Genomic DNA, 16,483 nt, shown 5'->3' with positions numbered 1-16,483 from the left:
TCTCCACGCTATCGTTGCGTTATATACCCGTGCGGATTCAGGGTATCGCTATCAGCACACCGGCACGGCCATCGCGCCGTGCGCCAGGCAGTACCGCAACCAGTCGGCAAGGAACTGGTTAATCTGATGTTTTTCATCGCGCTGATGCAATTTTTTATTAGGATAATCATAGCGCGCTTTGAAGCGATAGATCTGCTGAGTGGAACACACTTCAGCCACCATCGCATCATGGTAGAGCCGCACCGACATGGACGGCAGGCTCCAGTAGCTCACTGCGGGTGCCACCTGGCGGATCTCCACCAGCGTGGTGTAGCGCGTCGACTCTTCAATAGTCAGCTGATAACTGGCGCCGTTCACCTGATACATCACCGACGCACCTGCCTCGTCACTGCGCGGCAGCAGGCGGCGCAGCTGAGCGAAATTGGTTTCGCACAGACGCATCATTTCGGGGAAATCAGGGGTATAGCGCTGTTTCATGTTGGCTTCCACTCTTCTCGTAGTTTCTCATGGTGCAACGCCAGCCATTGCAGAGCGATGACAGATGCCGCGTTATCAATAATCCCCTCTTCCACCCAGCGATAAGCCTGTTCGCGGCTTACCACATGCACAAGAATATCCTCATTCTCTTCCTCCAGCCCGTGATTTCCCTCTGCCTGGCTGGCATCCACTTCGCCCACCAGCACCGACAAACGCTCAGAGGTTCCGCCGGGGCTGGCTAAGTAATTCACTATCGGTTTGACGCGGCCAACCTTGAGGCCAGCCTCTTCGACCGCTTCACGACGCACCACATCTTCCGGTGTTTCACCCGGTTCAATAATGCCGGCCACCATCTCAAGCAGCCAGGGCGTGGCGCTGGAGTCATAGGCCGGAATGCGGATCTGTTCGATCAGCACTACTTCGTCGCGCAGGGGATCATAGGGTAGCAGCACGGCAGCGTGTCCGCGCTCAAAAACTTCGCGCACCACTTCACCGCTCATGTCGCCATTGAAACGGCGGTGGCGGAAGCGGTAACTGACGATGGAAAAAAAACCATCGTAGCGAGTATCGCGTGCAATAATTTCTACATCGTTTTTTGTGAAAGTCACAGGGGATTTTTTTTCACCCGCCATCATCTGGTTCCTTATGCAGATTGGGATGGAGCGAAGAAAAGCCAACCCTTGTGCTCCGTCCGAGTGGTTCTTTCTGAATTATTTACGTAAATTAGGGGGAGAAGGCACGTTCAGCCAACTTATCTCTGACGCCGCCTCTGTAGAATCGGCGATTATTTTTTGGCTTACCTGCAGCACACTCTCTGTGCATTTGCTGCAACACAAGGAATGCAAATGAAAAAACTGCTCCCACTTTTTATTGGACTGAGCCTGGGCGGTTTCAGCCTTGCCAGCCAGGCAGAAAACCTGTTGCAGGTCTACCAGCAGGCGCGCCTCAGCAACCCGGATCTGCGTGCTTCAGCCGCCGATCGCGACGCTGCTTTTGAGAAAATTAACGAAGCGCGTAGCCCGTTGCTGCCGCAGCTGGGTCTGGGTGCAGATTATACCTATAACAGCGGCTATCGCGACAACAGCGGTCTCCATTCCAACACGACCAGCGCCTCGCTGCAATTAACGCAAACGATTTTCGACATGTCGAAATGGCGTGCGCTGACGCTGCAGGAAAAAACGGCCGGTATTCAGGACGTTACTTATCAGGTAGCGCAGCAGGATCTGATCCTGAACACCGCAACCGCCTATTTCAACGTGCTGAAGGCCATTGATACGCTTTCTTACACTGAAGCGCAGAAACAGTCGATCTACCGCGAGCTGGATCAGACCACCCAGCGTTTTAACGTCGGTCTGGTGGCCATCACCGATGTGCAGAACGCCCGTGCTCAATACGACAGCGTGCTGGCCAACGAAGTGACCGCGCGTAACGACCTGGATAACGCGGTGGAATCACTGCGTCAGATCACCGGCATGGATTATCTGTCGCTGGCGTCACTGAATATCGATCGTTTCAAAACGGCGCGTCCGGAAGCGGTATCCAATTTGCTGAAACAGGCTGAGAGCCGTAACCTCAACCTGCTGTCTGCTCGTCTGAGCCAGGATCTGGCGCGTGAGCAGATTCGCTCCGCCGAGTCCGGCCACATGCCGACGCTGGATCTGACCGCCTCTACCGGTCTGTCGAACAGCAAATACGGCGGCAGCCGCGCTAATCAGAGCGCCGGTACCACCGACTCGATCACCGGCTCCAACCAGGTTGGCCTGAGCTTCTCACTGCCTCTGTACAGCGGCGGTTCAGTGACCTCGCAGGTGAAACAGGCGCAGTATAACTTTGTCGCCGCCAGCGAGCAGCTGGAAGGCGCGCACCGTAGCGCGATCCAGACCGTCCGTTCTTCGTTCAATAACGTGAACGCTTCGATCAGCAGCATCGACGCTTACAAACAGTCGGTAATCTCGGCGCAGAGCTCATTAGATGCCTCAGAAGCCGGTTATCAGGTGGGTACGCGTACCATCGTTGACGTGTTAGACGCGACCACCACGCTGTTTAACGCTAAACAGCAGCTGTCGAATGCGCGTTACAGCTACCTGATCAACCAGCTGAACATCAAATATGCGCTGGGCACGCTGAACGAGCAGGATCTGCAGCAGCTGAACAGCACGCTGGGCAAAGAAGTGACGACCTCACCAGAAGTGGTCGCGCCGGAAAACAGCCAGCAGGCCGCGCGCGTGGATAACGGCCCGAAAGCGACCTCCGCTTCCGCCGCCGCTCAGGCCCGTCCGGCCGCGGCACGTAACAGTGCCAATCCTTTCGCTAATTAAGCCTTCAAGGGGCCGCTTGCGGCCCCTTTCGCATTCAAACGTATAACAACGTAAAGATCCCCTTGCCACCCGGCTTCCCGCTTCATTTTCCACCACTCATCACCTATCCTAAGCCCCACCTTTGGGCACAGGATGAAGATAATGAAACGGACAAAAAATATTCGTCATGCCGCTTTCCGTAAAAGCTGGCAGGCACGCCATTTAACGCCGGTCGCACTGGCGGTCACCGCCGTGTTTATGCTGGCAGGCTGCGAACAGAGCGATGAAACGGTTTCGATGTACCAGAACGCCGATGATTGTGCGAAAGCCAATCCGGGCCAGAGCGCCCAGTGCACCACCGCTTACAACAACGCGCTGAAAGAGGCTGAACGCACCGCGCCAAAATACGCCACGCGTGAAGATTGCGTCGCGGAATTCGGTGAAAACCAGTGTCAGCAAACCCCGGCACAGGCGGGCGTCGGTACCACGGCGAACAACGCTGAAGCGCAGCAGAGCGGCAGCTTCTGGATGCCTCTGATGGCTGGCTACATGATGGGTCGTCTGATGGGCGGCGGTGCCGGCTTTGCGCAGCAGCCACTGTTCTCGCCAAAAACCCCTAATAGCCCGGCTAACGGCCAGTTTGTTGATGCTTCCGGTAAGAACTACGGTGCGGCCACCTCGGGCCGGACGGTAAACGTGCCGAAAACCGCGCTGGCGCCAAAACCGGCCACTACGTCCACCATCACCCGTGGCGGCTTTGGTGAGACGGTAGCCAAACAGAACACCATGCAGCGCAGCAGTGCCACCAGCACCGGCAGCCGCTCGCTGGGAGGCTAAGCCCGCGCATGCAACGAATTGCTATCAGCGAACGTCCGAACTGGCGCGAAAAGGCGACCGAGTACGGCTTTCAGTTTCACACCATGTATGGCGAACCCTACTGGTGCGAAGACGCTTATTACCAGTTTACGCTGGCGCAAATTGAACAGCTGGAAGCGGCCACCGCTGAACTGCACCAGATGTGCCTGCAGGCGGTAGAAAAAGTGGTGAACAGCGAAGCGCTGCTCACCCGTTTCTGCATTCCGAAACACACCTGGGATTTTGTGCGCGAATCCTGGCAGCAGCGTCAGCCCTCGCTCTATTCACGCCTCGATCTGGCGTGGGATGGCACAGGCGAGATCAAGCTGCTGGAGAACAACGCCGATACGCCAACCTCGCTGTACGAAGCGGCGTTTTTCCAGTGGATCTGGCTGGAGGATCAGCTCAACGCCGGCAACCTGCCGCAGGGCAGCGATCAATTCAACAGCCTGCAGGAGCAGTTGATTGAGCGCTTCGCCACGCTGCACCAGCAGCACGGTTTTAACTGGCTGCACTTTGCCTGCTGTCGCGATACGGAAGAGGATCGCGCCACGGTACAGTATCTGCAGGATTGCGCCACTGAAGCCGGTCTGCCGAGTGAATTTCTCTACATTGATGAGATCGGGCTGGGCGAAAAAGGTCAGTTTACCGATCAGCACGATCAGGTGATCAGTAACCTGTTCAAGCTCTATCCGTGGGAATTCATGCTGCGCGAGATGTTCTCGACCAAGCTGGCCGATGCCGGCGTGCGCTGGCTGGAGCCGGCGTGGAAAAGCATTCTCTCCAACAAAGCGCTGTTACCGCTGCTGTGGGAGATGTTCCCCAACCATCCTAACCTGCTGCCCGCCTGGTTTGCCGACGATGCCAGCGCGCCGCAGATGGAAAAATATGTGGTGAAACCGCTGTTTTCCCGCGAAGGTGCCAATATCACTATCGTGGAAAACGGTCAGGAAATCGCGCGCGCCGATGGCCCTTATGGCGAAGAGGGCATGATTGTCCAGCAGTTCTGGCCGCTGCCGAAATTTGGCGACAGCTACACGCTGATTGGCAGCTGGCTGATTGACGATCAGCCTGCCGGTATCGGTCTGCGTGAAGATCGTGCGCTGATCACGCAGGATCTGTCGCGTTTCTATCCGCACACCTTTATTGAGTAACGCACGTGCCGCCCGGTCTGCGGGCGGCACAGGTGTCAGCCAACCTGCACCGACAGCATACTGATCGAACCCATCGCCATGCCTTCCACCGGGATGCTCACCGCCTCACCTTCAGCTCGCGCTCCGAGAATATACAGCAGCGGCAGATAGTGCTCCGGCGTCGGGTTAGCCAGCTGCGCGCCTTCATGCTGCTGATAATTCACCAGCGGATGCTGCGCCGCCTCGCCCTCGTAGCCCAGATTATCGCGCACGAACTGGTTGAAGCTCTCCGCCCACGGATAAGCACTTTCCGCGCCCTGCCAGCGAATCATGCGCAGGTTATGCACCACGTTGCCACTGGCCACCAGCATCACGCCTTCGTCACGCAGCGCCGCCAGTTTACGTCCCAGCGCAAAATGCCACGCCGCCGGCTGGGTGCCATCAATACTGAGCTGAATCAACGGAATGTCCGCTTGTGGATACATCTTCGCCAGCACGCCCCACGAGCCGTGATCAAAGCCCCACTGCTGATCGGCCTGCACCGCCACCGGCGCCAGCAGATCGATAACGCGCTGTGCCAGCGCAGGCGAACCTGGCGCCGGATAGCGCACGTCGAACAGCGCCTGCGGGAAGCCTCCAAAATCATGGATGGTGCGCGGATTGCTCATCGCCGTCACCGCCGTGCCGCGCGTGTACCAGTGCGCCGAGATGGCGAGAATAGCGCGCGGACGCGGCAGGGTTTCGCCCAGCTGCTGCCATACGCGGGTATAACGGTTGTCTTCTAATACGTTCATCGGGCTGCCGTGGCCGAGAAACAGAGCGGGCATGCGGGTCATTATTCATCCTCTGGCGTCGGGATCGCGTTAATGACTGTCACGATACGCGCTTTCGCCAGGGGAAAAACGCTGATAAGCGTGATGATGTTTATCAGCAAATTTGAACAAGATTTTGCCGACATAACTTTACGCTAAATAACTCGATATTTTATGGGGTTAACTATATTGTAACTGGTAATCATTATCATTAAGGAGCCCATCATGTCAGTACCTTTGCTGCTAACCATCCTGGCTGGCGGTGCCACTTTCGTCGGCGCGATTTTTGGCGTGCTCGGTCAAAAGCCGTCGAACCGCGTACTGGCCTTTGCGCTCGGCTTTGCCGCCGGCATCATGTTGCTGATTTCCCTGATGGAGATGCTGCCCGCCGCGCTGCATGCGGAAGGCATGTCGCCGGTGCTCGGCTACGGCATGTTCATGCTCGGTTTGCTGGGTTATTTCGCCATGGATCGCCTGCTGCCGCACCAGCATCCGCAGGATCTGATGGCGGTCAATCGCCGCCCCACTAACCTGAAACGTACCGCGATCCTGCTGACGCTCGGTATCAGCCTGCATAACTTTCCCGAAGGCATTGCCACCTTTGTCACTGCCAGCAGCGATATGGAGCTGGGGCTGGGCATCGCGCTGGCCGTCGCGATCCACAATATTCCGGAAGGGCTGGCGGTGGCCGGACCGATGTACGCCGCCACCGGCTCGAAAGCCAAAGCGCTGTTCTGGGCCTGCCTGTCCGGCATGGCGGAGATTCTTGGCGGCATTATCGCCTTTCTGCTGCTGGGGCCGGCGGTCTCACCGGTGATGATTGCGGCCATTATGGCGGCGGTGGCGGGCATTATGGTGGCGCTGTCCGTGGATGAGCTGATGCCGCTGGCGCGCGAAATCGATCCGCATAACAATCCCAGCTACGGCGTGCTGTGCGGCATGACGGTAATGGGCCTGAGCCTGACGTTGCTGCAAACCAGCGGGGTAGGCTGACGCGAGATTCGTCTCACTCACCACCAATTAGACCTTAACTATCAACGAGTTAGCCTTGTTAAGACGTAGTCGAGACGGGTCTTGTTAACACCCGACGGCGGGCTCATTACACTCCACGCGACTCTTAGAAAGCAGTGGAGTGTTATGTTAATTCAGGGAGCCATTTTATGCCTGGCGATGAATATCTATCATGAAGCGCGCGGCGAACCGGTAAAGGGGCAGATTGCCGTCGGCACTGTCACCATGAACCGGGCTAACTGGGACGTCAAAGAGATCTGTCCGGTGGTGTACGCACCCAAACAGTTCTCCTGGACGTCTCTGCACAAACATCCCCATCGCCATCCGCCGCAGCATGACAAAAGCTGGCAGCGCGCGCAGCGCCTGGCCCAGCGGATTGTCGAGGGTAAGCTGGCGGATGTGACAAAGGGCGCGACCTTCTTTCATGCGCACAGCGCCAGACCGGCGTGGCGCCACGCCTTCCAGCGTACCGTGGTGATAGGTAATCACGTTTTTTACGCCAACCGTTAATCATAAAAAAGGCCGGATGCATCACATCCGGCCTTATTTATTTCACGTCGGCTTAGCTGGCCTGACGGGTCTCATGCTGGCGGCGCCAGGCCACCAGGTCTTCAATGGTCACCACCGGCATGGCGTGCTGCTTCGCGAACGCAATCACTTCCGGCGCGTGCGCCATGCTGCCGTCATCATTGGTCAGTTCGCACAGCACACCCGCAGGTTTGAAGCCCGCCAGCGTCACCAGATCGAGCGTCGCTTCGGTGTGGCCGCCGCGCGCCAGCACGCCGCCGTCGCGCGCGCGCAGCGGGAATACGTGGCCGGGACGATTCAGATCGGACGGTTTAGCGTCATCGGCAATCGCCGCGCGGATGGTGGTAATACGGTCGGAGGCCGATACGCCGGTCGTCACGCCGCTGGCCGCTTCAATAGTCACGGTGAAACCGGTGCCGTAAGAGCTGGTGTTGTTCTCTACCATCATCGGCAGATCCAGCTGCTGGCGGCGCGCTTCGTTAATGCACAGGCAGACAATGCCGCTGCCGTGACGAATGCTCAGCGCCATCTGTTCCACGGTCATGGTTTCGGCGGCGAAGATCATATCGCCTTCGTTTTCGCGATTTTCATCGTCCAGCACCATCACGCCGCGCCCGTTGCGCAGCGCATCGATGGCGCGTTCTACACGCTGTTCCGGCGTGCCAAATTCAGAAAGAAGCGTCTGATTCATGGTAAAAAAACCTTATTAATAAAATATGAGTTACCAGAACCAGGGCGAGCTTAGGAGTGCGTAGAAAACACATGGCAATAACGTGACGCGGGCGCAGCCCGGCTGATGTCGTTACCCTCTCCCATCCGGACTTTAACCGTCGGCCCCGGAATTACACCGGATCTGCTGACCTTTCACTGTACAGCGAAAGCGCTCGCGGGCTTTCAGCCGAAGCTGATTTACCGCCGGTGGGGAATTTCGCCCCGCCCTGAGAATAAGCGAAATTACTATAGCGCCAATCACCTGGTCGGGCAATCAACAAAAGTGCAAATGCTTTTGCACTTCATGCGTTGCGGATTTCGGGTTTAACCTTTTCGTTTCTGGCATTACACTTAATGTTTGATGAGTCGGAACACGCGCTGTTATCAGCCACCGTAACCAGGAAACAACCATGATCGACACGAAAAAAATTGAACAACTGGCGCGCCAGGTGCACGAAGCGATGCCAAAAGGTATTCGCGACTTTGGCGACGATGTGGAAAAGAAAATTCGTCAGGTATTGCAGGCGCAGTTAACCCGCATGGATCTGGTTAATCGTGAAGAGTTTGACGTGCAGACCCAGGTGCTGCTGCGCACGCGTGAAAAACTGGCGGCGCTGGAGCAGCGTCTGGCGAAGCTGGAGAGTGAAAGTCCGGCGGCCCCGGCTCCGGCGGTGATCACGCCAGATCCGGCAGGCAAAATCGATACGCCCCAGTAAAGTTTATGCGGCGGGAGTTCGCTCCCGCCGGCTACGTGTTTACTGATTGCGAATGGTTTTGATGATGTTGGTGGTGGAGATACCGTCTTCAAAGTTGAGCACGCGCACGTCACCGCCGTTGGCCCACACCTCTTTACTGCCCGCGATATCTTCCGGCTTATAATCACCGCCTTTCACCAGCAGATCCGGCAGCACTTCGGCAATCAGCCGCTGTGGCGTATCCTCTTCAAACAGCACCACCCAGTCTACGGCTTCCAGCGCACCCAGCACGATCATGCGGTTTTCCTGCGGGTTCACCGGGCGGGTTTCACCCTTAAGACGTTTGGTGGAAGCATCGCTGTTGACCGCCACGATCAGGCGATCGCCCAGTTTGCGCGCGTTGGCCAGATAAGAGACATGGCCGGCATGCAGGATGTCGAACACGCCGTTGGTCATCACCACTTTCTCACCGCGGTGGCGCGCCTGCGCCACCGCCACTTTCAGCTCGGCTTCGGTCATCACGCCAAAGCCGCTGTCCGGCCGCGCGTGAATCGCATTCTCCAGCTCCACGGTACTGACGGTAGAAGTCCCGAGCTTGCCGACCACCACGCCAGCCGCAGCGTTGGCGAGGAAGCAGGCATCTTCCAGACTTTCACCGGCAGCCAGCACTGCGGCCAGCACGCCGATCACCGTATCGCCGGCACCGGTCACGTCATACACTTCCTGCGCCTGAGTGGGCAGATGCAGCGGCGCTTTGCCCGGCTGCAGCAGCGTCATCCCGTTTTCCGAACGCGTCACCAGCAGCGCGGAGAGATCGTAATCGGCGATCAGTTGCATACCGCGGCTGACAATCTCCTCTTCGCTTTTGCACTTGCCGACCACCGCTTCGAACTCGGACAGATTGGGCGTCAGCAGCGTCGCGCCGCGATAGCGTTCAAAATCGGTGCCTTTCGGGTCGATCAGTACCGGCACCTGCGCCGCACGCGCCAGCTGAATCATGGTCTGCACGCTGCTCAGCGCGCCTTTGGCATAATCAGACAGCACCAGCGCGCCCGCCTGTGCCAGCGACTGACGCAGGCGATCGTGAATCGGCTGCGGGTCGACCTGCTCAAAGCCCTCCTCAAAGTCGAGGCGAATCAGCTGCTGGTTGCGCGACAGCACGCGCAGTTTGGTGATGGTCGGATGACTATCAAGGGCGACGAAATCGCACTCAACCTTCACCTGCGCCAGCGTTTCGCGCAGCACGCGCGCAGCGTCATCTGCACCGGTGAGGCCGATAAGGCGCGAGTCCGCACCGAGTGCAGCGATATTCATCGCCACGTTGGCCGCGCCGCCCGGACGCTCTTCAATGGTATCCACTTTGACCACCGGCACCGGGGCTTCCGGTGAGATCCGGCTGGTCGGGCCGTACCAATAGCGGTCTAACATCACATCGCCGACAACCAGCACAGCGGCCTTGCCAAACGCGGGCAGTGTTACTTTCATGCAGAGACTCCAGACTTCAACGTTCAGTCAAAATAATGCGCGGATAATAGCATAGAAGCCGCCAGGCTCACTGCTCCGTGTCATCCGCGTCGCTCGCGGCCAGCCAGCGCTGCCAGCTGGCGTGCACCACGGCGCGTTCGTCAGCGAACGATGCCGGATCGACATGACCCGGCAGTTCCTGCAGCGCCAGATGGTGCAGCGCATCGCGCAGCGTGACGTAAGCGTGCGTCAGCGCCTGCGCTTCCTCATCAGCCATGATGCCGTGGCGCGCCATCAGTTCGAAAATGCGCACGTTATCCGACCAGCGCGTCAGCGCCGGCTGGCTGGCGGCGTAACCTAAGACCAGATACTGCGCGATGAATTCAATATCGGTGATACCGCCCTCATCGGTTTTAATCTCCCAGCGGCCTTTGTGCTTGTTACTGAGGTGCGCACGCATTTTCTCACGCATCTCCCGCACTTCAGTTTGCAGCTTCGCGCCTTCACGCGGCAGGCACAGAATACCGCGCCGGATCGCATCGAAGCGCTCACACAGCGCCAGTTCGCCAAACACGATGCGCGCGCGCACCAGCGCCTGATGTTCCCACGTCCAGGCTTCATGGCGCTGATAGTCGTCAAAGGCGGCAAAGGTGCTGACCAGCATGCCGGCCGCGCCAGAGGGGCGCAGGCGCGCATCCACCTCATACAAAATGCCGGACGAGGTGCGGGTGCTGAACAGATGCATGACGCGCTGGGCGAGACGCAGGTAAAACTGACGCCCGTCGATAACGCGTTCACCGTCGGTTTCGGCATCGTCCGGACAGTCATGCAGAAACACCAGATCGAGATCCGAGCTGTAACCCAGTTCCCAGCCGCCCAGTTTGCCGTAGCCGACCACGGCAAAGCCGCGCTCGCTGTCGCTGGTGAGGTGCGAAGGACGGCCATAGCGCTGCACCATCATCTGCCACGCCTGCTGCACCACCGATTCAATGATCGCTTCCGCCAGCCAGGTTAAGTGATCGCTCACTTTCATCACCGGCAGGGTTCCGGCGATGTCGGCGGCGGCGATACGCAAATGCTGTGCCTGCTTGAACTGGCGCAGCGCTTCCAGCTGCTGCTCTTCATCATCGGTGGGAATGCGCAGCAGATACTGGCGCAGTTCATCACGATAGGCATCGGTGGCAGTGGGCTGATACAACGTGGCCGGATCGAGCAGTTCATCCAGCAGCAGCGGATAGCGCGCCAGCTGGCTGGCAATCATCGGCGAAGCGCCACACAGGCGAATCAGATGGCGCAGCGCGCCGTGATATTCGGTCAGCAACTCGAGATAGGTGCTGCGCGTTAATACGCCAAGCAGCAGCGGCGTCAGGCGCGCCAGCACCACATCGGCGTCGTCACGCGCGCACACTTCGCTTAGCAGGCGCGGCATTAATTGATCGAGCGCCAGCCGGCCGCGCGGACCGATGGTGCGGCGACTGACATCCTGACGGAAATCATTCAGCGCCCGATACAGCGCATGGCGCTGTTCCGCCTGCAGCTGCGGTACCACCGGCAGCAAATCGCTCTCTTCCAGCGCGTCCTGCCACAGGCTGGCAAACTCTGCCAGCTGCGGCTGATCGTCGACATCCGGCGCATCATCGCCTATCAGCTCGTCGAAAATGTGGCGCACGCCGGCCATGTGCTGTTCCAGCTGTGCCAGTAGCATCGCCCAGTCCGCCATGCCCATCGCCCAGGCCAGGCGCTGGCGGTCGAGCGGATTTTCCGGCAGCGTCTGCGTCTGTTCATCGTTGATGCTCTGCAGCAGATTCTCCAGCCGGCGTAAAAACAGGTAGGCGGCGCGCAGATGATCAACCTGCTCCGGCGTTAACAGTGCCAGCTCACCGATGGCCTGCAGCGTGGGCAGCAGCGAACGCAGCTGAAGTGAGCGCTCACGTCCACCTCGAATCAGCTGAAACACCTGGACGATGAATTCGGTTTCGCGAATGCCGCCGGCGCCGAGTTTGATGTTGTCCTTCAGGCCGCGCCGCCGTACTTCACGGGCAATCATGCCTTTCATGTTACGCAGCGACTGAATCACGCTGAAATCGATGTAGCGGCGATAGACGAACGGGCGCAGCATCTGCTGCAGCTCCTGGCTCCAGTGGCCGCCGTCGTCGCCCATCAGGCGCGCTTTCACCATCGCGTAGCGCTCCCAGTCACGGCCCTGCTCCTGGTAATAATCCTCCAGCGCGGCAAAGCTCAGCACCAGCGGTCCGCTGTCGCCGAACGGGCGCAGGCGCATATCCACGCGATAAACAAAGCCATCGACGGTAGGTTGATCCAGCACCTTGATCAGGCGCTGCCCCATGCGGGTGAAGAACTGCGCGTTGTCGAGCTCGCGCCGGCCGCCGTGAGTAACGCCGTTTTCCGGCCACGCAAAGATCAGGTCAATATCGGAAGAGAAGTTAAGTTCACCGCCGCCCAGCTTGCCCATTCCCAGAATCAGCATCGGCTGCGCTTCGCCGGCGGCGTTGCACGGCGTGCCGAAATCGCGGCAGCAATCCTGCCACACCCAGTCGCGCGCGGCGGTAATCAGCACTTCCGCCAGCGTGCTGAGCTGCGTCAGGCTCTGCCCGGTGCTGGCCTGCTCCAGTGCCTGCATCCACGCGATACGCACCAGCATATGGCGGCGGAACAGGCGCAGTTCGCGCATCAGGGAGGCTTCGTTATCTACCGGCTGCAGCGCCGCTGCCAGCCAGGCCGCATAGTGCTGCCACTCTTCGGGCTGCGGCGGTTGCTGCTGCAGCTGTTGCCACCACGCCGGATGCTGCTGCAGGTTGTCCACGATAAAGTCACTAAAGGTCAGCGCGCCAGCCTGCTGCGGCGTGATCGCCGTCAGCGGCAGGCCCAGACGTTCTGCCACGCTGGCGAGCTGCGCCTGCATCAGCGTCGGTAACGGTAACGACATCTTCCCTCCCTGATGATTGATGGTGCCGTAGCCTTAGCGTTTCGCACCGTTATTCAGCCAGAACGGCGGTTGACGGATCGCCAGATTGACCAGCTGAATCAAACCGCGCTCCTGTTTTTCACGAATGGCGTGCTGCAACTCCTGCCAGCCCGCCAGCCACTGGCTGACCTCTTCAGCCGGATACGCCCCTGCCAGCAGGTGCACCGCCAGCAACTGGCGGTTCAGGCGCGTGGCTTTGTCCTGAAATTCATTGAACAGCTGCACGTCGACGAAGGTTTCACGCAGATCCGCGCCGATGCGCCCCAGCATGATGTCGCTGAAGCGTTTAAACGAGCCCTGTAGCTTGCTTTTGTTCTTCTCGTCCAGCCACGGCTGCCACTGCGTCTCCACCAGCCAGTGAGTAAGTGCTAACTGGGCATCAACCGAGATCGGTGAGAAGCAGACGGTTTCTGCGCTGGCCTCGCTGTCCGCCAGCAGCTCTTCCAGCCGGGTCAGCTTCTGACGCAGTTCGCTGTTGGCCTTGCGCGGCACCAGTGTGCCAAACAGGGAAAACGCCTGACGCAGCGTTTCCAGCGCTTCAATTACCCGTGCCCGGGCGTCTTCGTTACCGCGCAGCCAGACCTCTTCATGGTACTGCCAGTGGCCAAGCGCCGCGCTCATGGCGTGAACCATGCCCTGCTCCACCGTGGCTTTGGCGGCAATTTTCTGCAGCGGCAGCGCGCGCAATGGTCGCGGCGCGTTGCCCTGCGCCAGCTGATAACCGCGTGCCGCTTTGCTCAGGCTGCCGAGGCGCAGGCCGCCCATGGCGATCAGCGCACTGGCGAAGGTCAGCATATCACTGCGCGCTCCACGCTTGAGCTCCAGCTCCACTTCATACAGCGGCTCGCTCAGCTCCCCTGCGGCAACGCTGCCGCAATCGAAAGCCACTTCAATTTCGCTGTCGCCAACGCTCACCAGCCAGGTTTCACGCTGGAAATGGGTGCTGAACAGCGGCTGCAAACGCGGCTGCAGCGCGACAATATCGGTCCCCTGCGGCCAGATCTCTGCCGGCAGGCGGGCAATGTCCAGCTGCGGCTCGCTGAGGTCGACGTTGTATTCCGGACGCTGATGCAGACCGCCCAGCGTTTTGCCGGCGGTTTTCAGCGTCATTTCATAGCGCTGATCCACGCCGCGAATCCGCAGGCCCATGTCCCAGCGGCGCAGCTGGTTGTCATCGGTTTCGTAATAGATGTTGGTCAGCTCACGCGCGGCGTGGTGCTGATGTGGCCAGGCGGCAAGCGTCTGCGCCAGTTTTTCGGCGGCTTGCGGGGTGGCAATGAACTTTAATTCGATTTCGATGGTCATAATTTTTTATTCAATACGCTGCTGGCACTTACGAGTTTAATCTGGCGAAGAGTAATGCACCGCAAGCCTGCTGTCTCTGCTTTCTTGTGCTTTTACGACCCTTTTCGCACCGCATTGAGACCAGGATAGTTCTCATTCAGATTTATGCGAAGCGACTCCAGACTGTGCCGGTAAATTTACGCCCATCATGAAAAAACGATATCGAATGAAAAAAATCTCACTTGCCGCCCTCTCTTTGCTGGCTTTCAGCGCCATCGCACCGGCCCACGCGGCCGATGAAAAACGTTACATCTCCGACGAATTATCCACTTGGGTACGCAGCGGCCCTGGCGATCAGTATCGCCTGGTTGGCAAGCTGAATGCCGGGGAGGAAGTCACGCTGCTGCAAACCAATAATGACTCGCAGTACGCGCAAATCCGCGATGCAGAAGGCAAAACTAACTGGATTCCGCTGTCGCAGCTCAGCGCCTCTCCCAGCCTGCGCACCCGCGTGCCGCAGCTGGAGCAACAGGTCAAAGAGCTGACCGACAAACTGGCGAACATTGATAACAGCTGGAATCAGCGTACGTCAGAGATGCAGAACAAGGTGGCCAACAGCGACGGCACCATCAACGGCCTGAAAGAAGAGAATCAGAAGCTGCGCAACGAGCTGATTGTCGCGCAGAAGAAGGTCAGCGCCGCTAACGTTCAGCTGGATGACAAACAGCGCACCATCATCATGCAGTGGTTTATGTATGGCGGCGGCGTGCTCGGCGTCGGTCTGCTGCTCGGTCTGCTGCTGCCGCACATGGTGCCGCGCCGCAAGAAAAACGATCGCTGGATGAATTAAAGCCGCCACGCCATTTGTGGTTTGCCTGGAGGGGATCGTAAGATGCCCCTTTTGGCATGCCCGCTTTTTCGCCAAAGTATGCAACAATAACGTAACAAGCGTGCGCAGCACGCAAAAGTGGATTGCCTCTGGAGTGGTTGAGTGAAGACGTTTCTGGTCGGTGGCGCAGTGCGTGATGCCTTACTGTGTTTGCCGGTAAAAGATAGAGATTGGGTGGTGGTGGGCGCAACGCCCGAAAGCATGCTGGCGCAGGGCTATCAGCAGGTGGGCCGGGATTTTCCGGTTTTTTTACATCCTGAAAGCCGCGAAGAGTATGCGCTGGCGCGCACCGAACGCAAAAGCGGCAACGGTTATACCGGCTTCGTGACCCAGTTCGCGCCGGACGTGACGCTGGAGCAGGATTTACAGCGTCGCGATCTGACCATCAATGCCATCGCGCAGGCTGCTGACGGCACGCTGATCGACCCTTATCACGGCCAGCAGGATTTGCAGCAGCGCACCCTGCGTCACGTGTCGGCAGCTTTTAATGAAGATCCGCTGCGCGTGCTGCGCGTGGCGCGTTTTGCTGCCCGTTTCGCCCACCTCAATTTCCGTGTGGCCCCCGAAACCCAGGCGCTGATGCGCGAGATGGCGCACAGCGGTGAACTGGCGCACCTCACCGCAGAGCGGGTGTGGAAAGAGACGGAAAAAGCGCTGCTGACGCGCAATCCTCAGGTCTATTTCCAGCTGCTGCGCGACTGCGATGCATTGCAGGTGCTGTTCCCGGAAATCGACAACCTGTACGGCATTCCGGCCCCCGTTAAGTGGCATCCGGAGATCGATACCGGCGTCCACGCGCTGATGACGCTGACCATGGCCGCAGCGCTCTCCGACCAGCTTGACGTGCGCTTCGCCACGCTGTTCCACGATGTGGGTAAAGCGCTGACGCCGCCAGAGAAGTGGCCGAGCCATCATGGTCACGGCCCGGCCGGTGTACCGATTGTTGAAGCGCTGTGCCAGCGACTGCGCGTGCCGAATCAGGTGCGCGATCTGGCCCTGGTGGTGACGGAGTTTCACGATGTGGTGCACACCATTGAACGCCAGCCGGCTGACGCGCTGGTAGCGTTGTTTGACCGCATCGACGCCTGGCGCAAGCCCGATCGCGTGGAAAAGATGGCACTGACCAGCGAAGCCGACGCTCGCGGGCGCACGACGCTGGAGAGCATGGCTTATCCGCAGGGCGATTATCTGCGGCGCGCGTTTGCGCTGGCGCAGGCGGTGCCCACTAAAGCGGTGGTGGAGGCCGGTTTCACAGGCGCGGCGGTGCGGGAAGAGCTGACGCGTCGGCGCGTGCTGGCGTTGCAGGAAGGGTTAATCGACGCGCGGCCAGCGTAACCGGCC

At 59.1% G+C, this 16,483-nt stretch carries 15 protein-coding genes and 1 riboswitch; of the genes, 8 read left to right on the top strand and 7 right to left on the bottom strand.

Annotated features, from left to right (window positions below):
- Positions 1-51: 51 nt before the first annotated feature.
- Together AC6I7J_RS02760 and nudF are read right to left on the bottom strand one after the other, a co-directional pair.
- Positions 52-477 carry a DUF1249 family protein gene (locus tag AC6I7J_RS02760; RefSeq protein ID WP_021509611.1) on the bottom strand — a complete coding sequence of 142 codons (426 nt, stop codon included), beginning with the start codon at positions 475-477 and terminating at the stop codon, positions 52-54.
- Complete coding sequence (gene nudF, locus AC6I7J_RS02755; protein WP_021509612.1) at positions 474-1,109, bottom strand: ADP-ribose diphosphatase; 636 nt, start codon at positions 1,107-1,109, stop codon at positions 474-476. The genes AC6I7J_RS02760 and nudF overlap by 4 nt, the downstream gene beginning before the upstream one ends.
- Positions 1,110-1,322: 213 nt before the next feature.
- On the opposite strand from nudF, the gene tolC reads away from it, so the two are divergent.
- The 3 genes from tolC (at position 1,323) to AC6I7J_RS02740 (ending at position 4,783) form a co-directional block, all read left to right on the top strand.
- Positions 1,323-2,795 carry an outer membrane channel protein TolC gene (gene tolC / locus AC6I7J_RS02750; RefSeq protein WP_021509613.1) on the top strand — a complete coding sequence of 491 codons (1,473 nt, stop codon included), beginning with the start codon at positions 1,323-1,325 and terminating at the stop codon, positions 2,793-2,795.
- A 141-nt stretch (positions 2,796-2,936) separates the two neighbouring features.
- Complete coding sequence (locus AC6I7J_RS02745; RefSeq protein ID WP_021509614.1) at positions 2,937-3,611, top strand: DUF1190 family protein; 675 nt, start codon at positions 2,937-2,939, stop codon at positions 3,609-3,611.
- A gap of 8 nt (positions 3,612-3,619) precedes the next feature.
- On the top strand, positions 3,620-4,783 hold the full coding sequence (locus AC6I7J_RS02740) for a glutathionylspermidine synthase family protein (RefSeq protein ID WP_021509615.1): 1,164 nt from the start codon (positions 3,620-3,622) through the stop codon (positions 4,781-4,783).
- A 35-nt stretch (positions 4,784-4,818) separates the two neighbouring features.
- Here AC6I7J_RS02740 and ygiD read toward each other — a convergent pair whose 3' ends face one another.
- On the bottom strand, positions 4,819-5,589 hold the full coding sequence (gene ygiD / locus AC6I7J_RS02735) for a 4,5-DOPA-extradiol-dioxygenase (protein ID WP_498007203.1): 771 nt from the start codon (positions 5,587-5,589) through the stop codon (positions 4,819-4,821).
- Between the two features lie 210 nt (positions 5,590-5,799).
- Here ygiD and zupT point away from each other — a divergent pair, with 210 nt between their 5' ends.
- Both zupT and AC6I7J_RS02725 read left to right on the top strand, forming a co-directional pair.
- Positions 5,800-6,567: a zinc transporter ZupT gene (zupT, locus tag AC6I7J_RS02730; RefSeq protein ID WP_021509618.1), complete on the top strand. Its 768-nt coding sequence runs from the start codon at positions 5,800-5,802 to the stop codon at positions 6,565-6,567.
- Between the two features lie 144 nt (positions 6,568-6,711).
- On the top strand, positions 6,712-7,095 hold the full coding sequence (locus tag AC6I7J_RS02725; RefSeq protein WP_498006714.1) for a cell wall hydrolase: 384 nt from the start codon (positions 6,712-6,714) through the stop codon (positions 7,093-7,095).
- Positions 7,096-7,147: 52 nt separating this feature from the next.
- Here AC6I7J_RS02725 and ribB read toward each other — a convergent pair whose 3' ends face one another.
- Positions 7,148-7,804, bottom strand: coding sequence for a 3,4-dihydroxy-2-butanone-4-phosphate synthase (gene ribB, locus AC6I7J_RS02720; protein WP_010618704.1), 657 nt, complete (start codon positions 7,802-7,804; stop codon positions 7,148-7,150).
- A gap of 109 nt (positions 7,805-7,913) precedes the next feature.
- A riboswitch (FMN riboswitch) is annotated at positions 7,914-8,063 on the bottom strand.
- Between the two features lie 171 nt (positions 8,064-8,234).
- On the opposite strand from ribB, the gene ubiK reads away from it, so the two are divergent.
- Positions 8,235-8,540 (top strand): ubiquinone biosynthesis accessory factor UbiK, encoded by a 306-nt coding sequence (gene ubiK, locus AC6I7J_RS02715; RefSeq protein ID WP_010618705.1) that lies wholly within the window; start codon positions 8,235-8,237, stop codon positions 8,538-8,540.
- Positions 8,541-8,579: 39 nt separating this feature from the next.
- On the opposite strand, the gene hldE is transcribed toward ubiK, so the two are convergent.
- From hldE to AC6I7J_RS02700, 3 genes are all read right to left on the bottom strand, one after another.
- The gene (gene hldE / locus AC6I7J_RS02710) at positions 8,580-10,004 is read right to left on the bottom strand and encodes a bifunctional D-glycero-beta-D-manno-heptose-7-phosphate kinase/D-glycero-beta-D-manno-heptose 1-phosphate adenylyltransferase HldE (RefSeq protein WP_498006712.1); all 1,425 of its coding nucleotides are present in this window, start codon (positions 10,002-10,004) and stop codon (positions 8,580-8,582) included.
- A gap of 67 nt (positions 10,005-10,071) precedes the next feature.
- Entirely contained in the window at positions 10,072-12,930 is a 2,859-nt protein-coding gene (gene glnE / locus AC6I7J_RS02705; RefSeq protein WP_498006710.1) for a bifunctional [glutamate--ammonia ligase]-adenylyl-L-tyrosine phosphorylase/[glutamate--ammonia-ligase] adenylyltransferase, read from the bottom strand.
- Positions 12,931-12,963: 33 nt separating this feature from the next.
- The gene (locus AC6I7J_RS02700) at positions 12,964-14,274 is read right to left on the bottom strand and encodes a CYTH domain-containing protein (RefSeq protein ID WP_498006708.1); all 1,311 of its coding nucleotides are present in this window, start codon (positions 14,272-14,274) and stop codon (positions 12,964-12,966) included.
- A gap of 205 nt (positions 14,275-14,479) precedes the next feature.
- Between AC6I7J_RS02700 and AC6I7J_RS02695 the strand changes: the two genes are divergently transcribed.
- Both AC6I7J_RS02695 and AC6I7J_RS02690 read left to right on the top strand, forming a co-directional pair.
- Positions 14,480-15,103, top strand: a complete 624-nt coding sequence (locus AC6I7J_RS02695; RefSeq protein WP_104188252.1) for a TIGR04211 family SH3 domain-containing protein — start codon at positions 14,480-14,482, stop codon at positions 15,101-15,103.
- Between the two features lie 141 nt (positions 15,104-15,244).
- Positions 15,245-16,477, top strand: a complete 1,233-nt coding sequence (locus AC6I7J_RS02690) for a multifunctional CCA addition/repair protein (RefSeq protein ID WP_498006706.1) — start codon at positions 15,245-15,247, stop codon at positions 16,475-16,477.
- The last annotated feature ends 6 nt before the right edge of the window (positions 16,478-16,483 follow it).

This window comes from Type-C symbiont of Plautia stali (assembly GCF_059730935.1).
The sequence above is the reverse complement of the archived record's forward strand: the minus strand, read 5'-3'. Positions and strand labels throughout refer to the sequence as shown.

What these genes read in the sequence shown, in the direction of transcription:
- AC6I7J_RS02760 (WP_021509611.1), bottom strand. Translation starts at nt 477, where the DNA reads ATGAAACAGCGCTATACCCCTGATTTCCCCGAAATGATGCGTCTGTGC.
- nudF (WP_021509612.1), bottom strand. Translation starts at nt 1,109, where the DNA reads ATGGCGGGTGAAAAAAAATCCCCTGTGACTTTCACAAAAAACGATGTA.
- tolC (WP_021509613.1), top strand. Translation starts at nt 1,323, where the DNA reads ATGAAAAAACTGCTCCCACTTTTTATTGGACTGAGCCTGGGCGGTTTC.
- AC6I7J_RS02745 (WP_021509614.1), top strand. Translation starts at nt 2,937, where the DNA reads ATGAAACGGACAAAAAATATTCGTCATGCCGCTTTCCGTAAAAGCTGG.
- AC6I7J_RS02740 (WP_021509615.1), top strand. Translation starts at nt 3,620, where the DNA reads ATGCAACGAATTGCTATCAGCGAACGTCCGAACTGGCGCGAAAAGGCG.
- ygiD (WP_498007203.1), bottom strand. Translation starts at nt 5,589, where the DNA reads ATGCCCGCTCTGTTTCTCGGCCACGGCAGCCCGATGAACGTATTAGAA.
- zupT (WP_021509618.1), top strand. Translation starts at nt 5,800, where the DNA reads ATGTCAGTACCTTTGCTGCTAACCATCCTGGCTGGCGGTGCCACTTTC.
- AC6I7J_RS02725 (WP_498006714.1), top strand. Translation starts at nt 6,712, where the DNA reads ATGTTAATTCAGGGAGCCATTTTATGCCTGGCGATGAATATCTATCAT.
- ribB (WP_010618704.1), bottom strand. Translation starts at nt 7,804, where the DNA reads ATGAATCAGACGCTTCTTTCTGAATTTGGCACGCCGGAACAGCGTGTA.
- ubiK (WP_010618705.1), top strand. Translation starts at nt 8,235, where the DNA reads ATGATCGACACGAAAAAAATTGAACAACTGGCGCGCCAGGTGCACGAA.
- hldE (WP_498006712.1), bottom strand. Translation starts at nt 10,004, where the DNA reads ATGAAAGTAACACTGCCCGCGTTTGGCAAGGCCGCTGTGCTGGTTGTC.
- glnE (WP_498006710.1), bottom strand. Translation starts at nt 12,930, where the DNA reads ATGTCGTTACCGTTACCGACGCTGATGCAGGCGCAGCTCGCCAGCGTG.
- AC6I7J_RS02700 (WP_498006708.1), bottom strand. Translation starts at nt 14,274, where the DNA reads ATGACCATCGAAATCGAATTAAAGTTCATTGCCACCCCGCAAGCCGCC.
- AC6I7J_RS02695 (WP_104188252.1), top strand. Translation starts at nt 14,480, where the DNA reads ATGAAAAAAATCTCACTTGCCGCCCTCTCTTTGCTGGCTTTCAGCGCC.